This is a genomic window from Brevibacillus soli, from assembly GCF_044759095.2.
In the GTDB taxonomy this organism is placed as follows: Bacteria; Bacillota; Bacilli; order Brevibacillales; family Brevibacillaceae; genus JBIYSM02.
Window position 1 is genome coordinate 1 of the sequence record NZ_JBIYSM020000082.1, and the last position, 6,852, is coordinate 6,852.

The window sequence follows — 6,852 nt, forward strand, 5'->3', positions numbered from 1 at the left end:
AAAAGCTTCGATTGAAGCCCTCTCGAAGAAGCTGGTTCTTCGTTAGAGGAAACTTTTTATGCGTTCCGGAAAGTTTATTTCAGGGCGCTTTCACACGGTGAAGCCCTTAAACTTTCCTACACGATGAAGAAAACCCAGCCGACTTAAGCTAACGCTGGTGTCGGCTGGGGCCCAGAACACTTTCCTAGCGGCTGTATGGGATGTCCAATTTTATAAATTCCTATCTACTAAAAAAAAGACACTTTCTCTCGCAGAAAGTGTCCGGTGAATCAGCTGCCTATTCTTCCTTGCTGACCAAATTGGCAAGGCTGGCAACCGCCTGAGAAGCGTCAGGCCCCTCAGCCGATATGGTTATTTCCGTTCCCGAGCTGATTGCGAGGCTCATGATGCCCATAATGCTCTTCGCATTTACTTTTTTATTATCCTTTTCTACAAATACTTCCGATGCAAAGCGGTTTGCCTCCTGTACGAAGAACGCGGCCGGACGGGCTTGCAAACCGGTTTTTAGCTTGACTATTACCTGCTGTTGAACCATCAGAGTACCTCCTCACGTATTGTGCTCATTACCATCAGTATACCAAATCAGTAGGCAGAAATATTTTGTTTTTCTCGTAATTTGTCAGCGATTTCGTTAATTTTCCGAAGGCGGTGGTTGATTCCCGACTTGCTGACGGTGCCGCTCGGGATCATCTCCCCCAGCTCCTTCAGATTGATGTCCGGATGCATGAGCCGCAGTTCGGCCACCTCCCGCAAGCGTTTCGGCAGGTTTTCCAAACCGATTTCCTGCTGGATCAACTGGATGTTTTCCATCTGTCTGGTCGCCGCGTTCACCGTTTTGTTGATGTTGGCAATCTCACAGTTGTGCAGGCGGTTTACCGAGTTGCGCATGTCCTTTACAATACGGACATCCTCGAAGTACAAAAGCGCCTGGTGAGCCCCGATCAAACTGAGGAACTCGGTAATTTTCTCGCCCTCTTTTATATAGAGGACGTACCCTTTTTTCCGCTCAATACATTTGGCGTTTAATCTGTAACGATTGGCCAGCTTCGTCAAGGCTTCGCAAAAATCCTGATAGGCCGTAAAAATCTCCAGATGATAGCTGGACGCTTCCGGATGATTGACAGACCCCCCGGCAAGAAACGCCCCACGGAGGTAGGCTGCACGGCAGCAGGACTTTTTCACAATCTCCGGCGAGATCCTGGGTGTAAAGGACAACTGGTTGTCCATAATTCCCAAATCCCGCAAAATTTCATTGGCCTGGTGCGGAATCCGGACGATGTAGACATTGTTTTTCTTCAACCGCATCTTTTTGCGGACGAGCAACTCGGCGTGCACGTTGAACAATTGCTTGGTCAGAGTGTAGATGCGCCTTGCAATCGCCGCGTTTTCCGTAGATACGTCAAGCACAAATCGACCGGCTCCGAATTGGAGACTGCCGTTCATGCGAATGAGAGCCGCCAATTCAGCCCTGCTGCAGCATGAGGGGCTTTCCAGCATGGTCAGTTCTTTTTTCGTCTGCGCGGCGAATGACACCCTTCTCTCACTCCTTCACTTTCTTACGGCTGACCCCTCGTCTTCGCTTAATGAGTGACACTACCTGCTTGCTTACGGCAGCCGCATCATGACGAAGGAAGCCTTCTTCAAAGGTTACCAGCGGCTTTGCGACCACATGAAGACCCAGTTGTTTCAACTGCGGCAAGTCGCATTTGACGGGGGCCGCTCCCTTTTCGGCATATTTTTCCTGAACATGCAGCGGGATTTCCGCTGAATTCACAATAATGGTATCAAAAAATGGCCCGCCCACGTGCTGATACATGACCTCCACATGCTTGGAAGCCGTATAGCCGTCGGTTTCACCCGGCTGTGTCATCACGTTGCAAATGTAGAATTTGGGGGCCGTGGAACGTTCGATTTCAGCAAAAAGACCTTTCACCAAAAGGTTGGGTAAAATGCTTGTATACAAACTTCCAGGGCCAATCAAAATCGCATCCGCATCGGCGATGGCCTGCAGGGCCTCGCTCAGCGGCACTGCATCTTCCGGATCGAGAAAGACCCGCTTGATTTGCTTGCCTGCCAATGGAATCTGGGACTCGCCCGTCACAATCGAGCCGTCCTCCATTTCTGCTTTCAGCAAAATCGACTGGGTTGATGCCGGAAGCACGTCCCCTCGCACGGCAAGCACACCGCTTAGCTTTTTGACAGCGGTTACGAAATCACCTGTTATTTCGTTCATGGCTGCAAGTAGTAGATTTCCCAAATTATGTCCTGCCAATCCCGTACCGGCGGAAAATCGATATTGCATCACTTTTTCCATCAACGGCTCGGTATCCGCCAGTGCGGTTAGTACGTTTCGGATGTCGCCTGGAGGAAGCATATCCATCTCTTCCCGCAGACGCCCGGAACTCCCCCCGTCGTCAGCGACGGTTACAATTGCCGTGATGTGAACCGGTTCGTGCTTTAAACCCCTTAACAGAACAGACAGACCTGTCCCCCCGCCGATCACGACAATCCGCAGCGACTTACTCGGCTGATTTCCCATTCTCCTCGCTGGCATATGTCACCTCGTTCTCTCCTCTTGAGAATGCACAGGTTCCTGATGGGATGACGCTTCATTTTCTCTTTCCTGCCATCCTATGCTTATTTGTTTTTATCCATGTCTCGATGGCTGACTCTGACACTATAATCTTTACTGAATACGTCACCGATGTGTTCCGCAATGGCCACGGAGCGATGCTTCCCTCCGGTACAACCAATGCCGATCACCAGTTGGCTTTTGCCCTCCCGTTGGTAATGAGGAAGTGTATAGGACAGGAAATCGAGCAGTTTGTCCACGAATTCTTTCGTTTCCGGTCGATTCATTACGTATTCCGCCACTTCGGTGTCACAGCCGGTTTTGGGCCGGAGCTCCTCTACGTAGTGGGGATTGGGCAGAAAACGGACGTCGAACATCAAATCGGCGTCGATCGGCGTTCCGTATTTAAAGCCAAACGAAAGTACGTTAATCGTCAACGGCGATCCCTGCTGAGCGTACTGGCTGACGATTTTCTCCCGCAGCTGTGCAGGCTTCATTTGACTGGTATCAATGATCTGATGAGCACGCCCCTTCATCTCTTGAAGCAGCCTGCGTTCCGCATGAATCCCTTCCAGCGGTGAACCGTTGGGCGAGAGGGGGTGGCGGCGGCGTGTTTCCTTGTATCGTGACACCAGTGTCTGGTCATTTGCATCCAGGTATAAAATGTGGAAGCTGATGCCCTCCATCTGGCTGAGACTGTCGATGGCTTCGGACAAACTCTCGAAAAACTCACGTCCTCGCAGGTCGATCACCAGCGCGACACGTTCAATTCCTCCCCCGGACTGCTTGATCAGTTCGGCAAACTTCGGGATCAGCACCGGCGGCAGGTTATCCACGCAAAAGAAGCCCAGATCCTCCAGGCTTTGAACGGCCACGGTTTTTCCCGCACCTGACATCCCAGTAATAATCAATAGGTTGATGTCTTTTTCTTTCACCTGTTCGGTCACTCTACTCGCCTCCTACGATTCTGAGATAAGAATACCATAATGATTCCCGCACTGGAACCGGACAAAAGAACCCACCCGGCTATAGCTATCCTCGACCCACTCGGCGTTAGCTATCGCTGTGCCGAGTGGGGTCCCATGCTGCGCCGGGCGGGGCCCCGAACCCTTTTCCTAGATGCTGTAACTAAAAAAAGGCGCGGCTGCTTAACCAGCCACGCGTCAATGGTCGTATAGATAAGGGGGTCAATTCACTGTCTTTATTTTATCCCTCGATTATTTCAATCATGTTACAGGGAGGTTAAGAGATTGTGACATTTTGTTCTTTCAGACGTTCATTCAATTCCTCTACGTAATGTTGTGCGGCCTGGGCGGCGATGGAACCGTCTCCGGTGGCCGTCACGACCTGACGCAGTGTTTTTTCTCGGACGTCTCCTGCGGCAAAAATGCCTTTTACCTTGGTGTACATGCGGTCATCCGTCAAGATGTAACCGGATTCGTTGGTGATGCCGAGATGGAGAACGCTGGAAGAGAGCGGGTCCATTCCGACGTAGATAAACACCCCGTCCGTCGGGAATTCGCGCTGTTCGCCGGTCTTGACATTCTCCAGCAGAACGCTTTGCACCTTGCCTTCTCCGCGGATTTCTTTCACAACCGTATCCCAGATCACGTCAATCTTTTCGTTTTCAAAGGCGCGCTTCTGGAGAATTTTTTGTGCGCGGAACTGGTCACGTCGGTGGACGATGGTTACTTTGCTGGCAAAGCGAGTCAAAAAGACTGCTTCCTCTACAGCCGAGTCGCCGCCGCCGACCACCACCAGTTCTTTGTTGCGGAAAAAGGCTCCGTCGCACACCGCGCAATAGGATACACCTCGTCCGGACAGTTCCTTCTCTCCCGGCACGCCGAGCAGGCGGTGTTCCGCACCCGTCGCAATAATCACCGACTTGGCCAGGTATTCCTTGTCACCGGTGATTACTTTTTTATACGGGTCGCCGTCCTGGATTTCCTTGATTTCACCATAAGCGTATTCGGCACCAAACTTTTGCGCGTGCTCAAACATTTTCGTGGACAGCTCCGGACCCAGGATTGAACTAAAACCTGGATAGTTTTCAATATCCTCGGTGTTCGCCATTTGACCGCCCGGAATTCCGCGCTCCAGCATCAACGTAGACATGTTGGCACGTGACGTGTATACGGCAGCCGTCATACCGGCAGGGCCGGCGCCGGCGATAATGACATCGTAAACTTTTTGGTCGCTCATGCTCCACAACCTCCTAAGAGACGCTTCTCTTCTTTCTACTTTAAATTAATTATAAAGTGAGAATTTATTTAGATCAAGAGCAGCGAGCGCTTTGATACACTTCGCCACTGTTGCCGGCGAGACACCGTATTTTTGCGCCAATGCTGTCTGTGTCTGCTTCTGGTTTACCGCTTTTCCGTATAAGTATTCGAGCGCCGCAACCCAGGCTACCGCTTTTCGCACCGGTTGCTGAAATTGGCCGCTATCCCGGTAGTATTGCCACACGCGCATGGACCAATCGCAGCATGCCTGGTGGTTTCCCCCTGCCAAGTGCTGCAAAATACAGGCCTCCACACTGCTTTCCTCAGCTGCATGTGCCGGAGACCTTTGATCCGGAACCGATGACGGAAGAGGAGCACCCATTTCAGCCAATGCAAGCAGGGCCAGCTTTTGCAACTGTTCGTTCGTTGTCTGGTAGTAAAATTGACGAACCGCAGCTTCCGCCTCATCGTCCCCAATGAGCGCCAGGGTCTGCAGCACCGTATGCTTGACCTCGTCTTTGCCGTGCTGCAGTGCCCAAAGCAGGGAAGCGCGGATCATCGGATCGCTTTTAAAATCCTCGCCGCAGGCGGCATTCCCTTTTTCCAGTGTCATTTCCCGCATCGGATGATGGTATTGATACGGGATGAGTCGTTTCATAGTCTGTCCGTCTTCTTCCGCCTTTACCATCTGTAAATAGTGGTCGGCTACGCCTGAATCCGGATCAAGCTGCTTCACCTTTTGCCACCAGCGGACGGCCTGGTTCTTATGGTTGCTTAAATAGGCGGAAATCGCCGCGTAGTGATACGTGCAGGGTTCCTGTGGAATGCCTGTTTTCAACAGGCGCTGGTAAAGGCGGTACGCTTCCTGATGTTGTCCCAGTACCCCCATGGTAGTGGCCAGCTTGTAGATGTGCTCGTTGTGCAACGGCTTCACTTTCTTCAACATGTCGAGCACGGTGACCAGTTCTGCCGCCCGATTGTGATGGGACAAAAGAACAGCCAAGTTGCACAGGGCGTGCAGATTGCCGGGCTCCCGTTCCAGCGTCTGCTCAATCGTCACCATCGCCTGTTCAAAATCGCCTACATAGTAGTAAGCAAGAGACAGATTGTTCCAGGCCGGCATGAAGGTCGGATCGGTTTCAACGATGTTTTGCAGGATGTTCAGCGCCTCCAGAAACCGTCCTTCTTCCAGACTGCGGCGCGCCATTTCGTGCTTCGAATAAACGTCATTCTCGGAAACCGGCAGGATGTGTCGCGGCGGCATGTCCAGCTCAAAATAAATGTAATCGAGCAGTTCTTCCGCTTCTTCGCGGTAGGTGTCCTGCCTGCTCTCCAAATAACGGATCGCCATCTCCTCCGCCATCTGGTAGTCTTCCAGATTGGCGTAGTTGTTTGCCATGAAGAAGTAAACCTCGACCATGGCCGGGTCCCACTTTTCTATGATTTCGTACAAGATATCGTTGGATGCCTCAAACTGCCCGGTCTCCGCCAAAACACTAGCCAAATGACAGTGGTATTCGGCTTTGGTCGGCTCCAGCTCGATGGCGCGTCGAAAGCACCGCAGCGCTTTTTCATAGTCGTATCGGTGCAAGGAGCGTAGTCCTCGTTCGACAAAAAAACCGGCATCGCGCATGAAGTCAACCACGGTTGTTTTTCTTATTGTTTCGCTACTTTTCATAAAACCTCCAAAATCCCGGGTGCAGTACCTTCATGTATCGTACCAGAACCTTTCCCTGGCCTCAAGTTTATCCGTCTGGCAAAAGTGTTTCGGTGCCTAAAAGCAGGAAACACCACCGGCTAATCAGCGAGTGGTGTCTTTGAAAAAAGTATGGAGCGGACGACGGGTCTCGCTTCCACTGGCGCCACCACGTCGAATAGACATCATTGGCAAGCCAGATCTGCAGTACCCGAGCATCACTTCATTGTATTCTCATCAAGGGTGAACCCGTTTACGGGTGAGAGACCCTCCTGGATAAACAAATGGAGCGGACGACGGGTCTCGAACCCGCGACCTTCGCCTTGGCAAGGCGACGCTCTACCAATTGAGCTACGTCCGCA

General features: G+C 51.7%; 6 protein-coding genes and 1 tRNA gene. All 7 read right to left on the reverse strand.

Annotated features, from left to right (window positions below; translation table 11 throughout):
- Positions 1 to 277: 277 nt before the first annotated feature.
- Positions 278 to 535: an HPr family phosphocarrier protein gene (locus tag ACE99V_RS19930; RefSeq protein WP_400492952.1), complete on the reverse strand. Its 258-nt coding sequence runs from the start codon at positions 533 to 535 to the stop codon at positions 278 to 280.
- Between the two features lie 47 nt (positions 536 to 582).
- On the reverse strand, positions 583 to 1,533 hold the full coding sequence (gene whiA, locus ACE99V_RS19935) for a DNA-binding protein WhiA (protein WP_400492953.1): 951 nt from the start codon (positions 1,531 to 1,533) through the stop codon (positions 583 to 585).
- Between the two features lie 7 nt (positions 1,534 to 1,540).
- Positions 1,541 to 2,554, reverse strand: a complete 1,014-nt coding sequence (locus tag ACE99V_RS19940; RefSeq protein ID WP_400492954.1) for a gluconeogenesis factor YvcK family protein — start codon at positions 2,552 to 2,554, stop codon at positions 1,541 to 1,543.
- Between the two features lie 83 nt (positions 2,555 to 2,637).
- Complete coding sequence (gene rapZ, locus ACE99V_RS19945) at positions 2,638 to 3,519, reverse strand: RNase adapter RapZ (protein WP_420998581.1); 882 nt, start codon at positions 3,517 to 3,519, stop codon at positions 2,638 to 2,640.
- Positions 3,520 to 3,814: 295 nt separating this feature from the next.
- Positions 3,815 to 4,774, reverse strand: coding sequence for a thioredoxin-disulfide reductase (gene trxB / locus ACE99V_RS19950; RefSeq protein ID WP_400492955.1), 960 nt, complete (start codon positions 4,772 to 4,774; stop codon positions 3,815 to 3,817).
- Between the two features lie 45 nt (positions 4,775 to 4,819).
- A complete protein-coding gene (locus tag ACE99V_RS19955; protein WP_400492956.1) occupies positions 4,820 to 6,472 on the reverse strand; it encodes a tetratricopeptide repeat protein in 1,653 nt (550 codons plus the stop codon).
- Positions 6,473 to 6,775: 303 nt separating this feature from the next.
- A tRNA-Gly gene (locus tag ACE99V_RS19960) sits at positions 6,776 to 6,851 on the reverse strand.
- Position 6,852 lies beyond the last annotated feature (1 nt).

What these genes read in the sequence shown, in the direction of transcription:
- ACE99V_RS19930 (WP_400492952.1), bottom strand. Translation starts at nt 535, where the DNA reads ATGGTTCAACAGCAGGTAATAGTCAAGCTAAAAACCGGTTTGCAAGCC.
- ACE99V_RS19940 (WP_400492954.1), bottom strand. Translation starts at nt 2,554, where the DNA reads ATGCCAGCGAGGAGAATGGGAAATCAGCCGAGTAAGTCGCTGCGGATT.
- trxB (WP_400492955.1), bottom strand. Translation starts at nt 4,774, where the DNA reads ATGAGCGACCAAAAAGTTTACGATGTCATTATCGCCGGCGCCGGCCCT.
- ACE99V_RS19955 (WP_400492956.1), bottom strand. Translation starts at nt 6,472, where the DNA reads ATGAAAAGTAGCGAAACAATAAGAAAAACAACCGTGGTTGACTTCATG.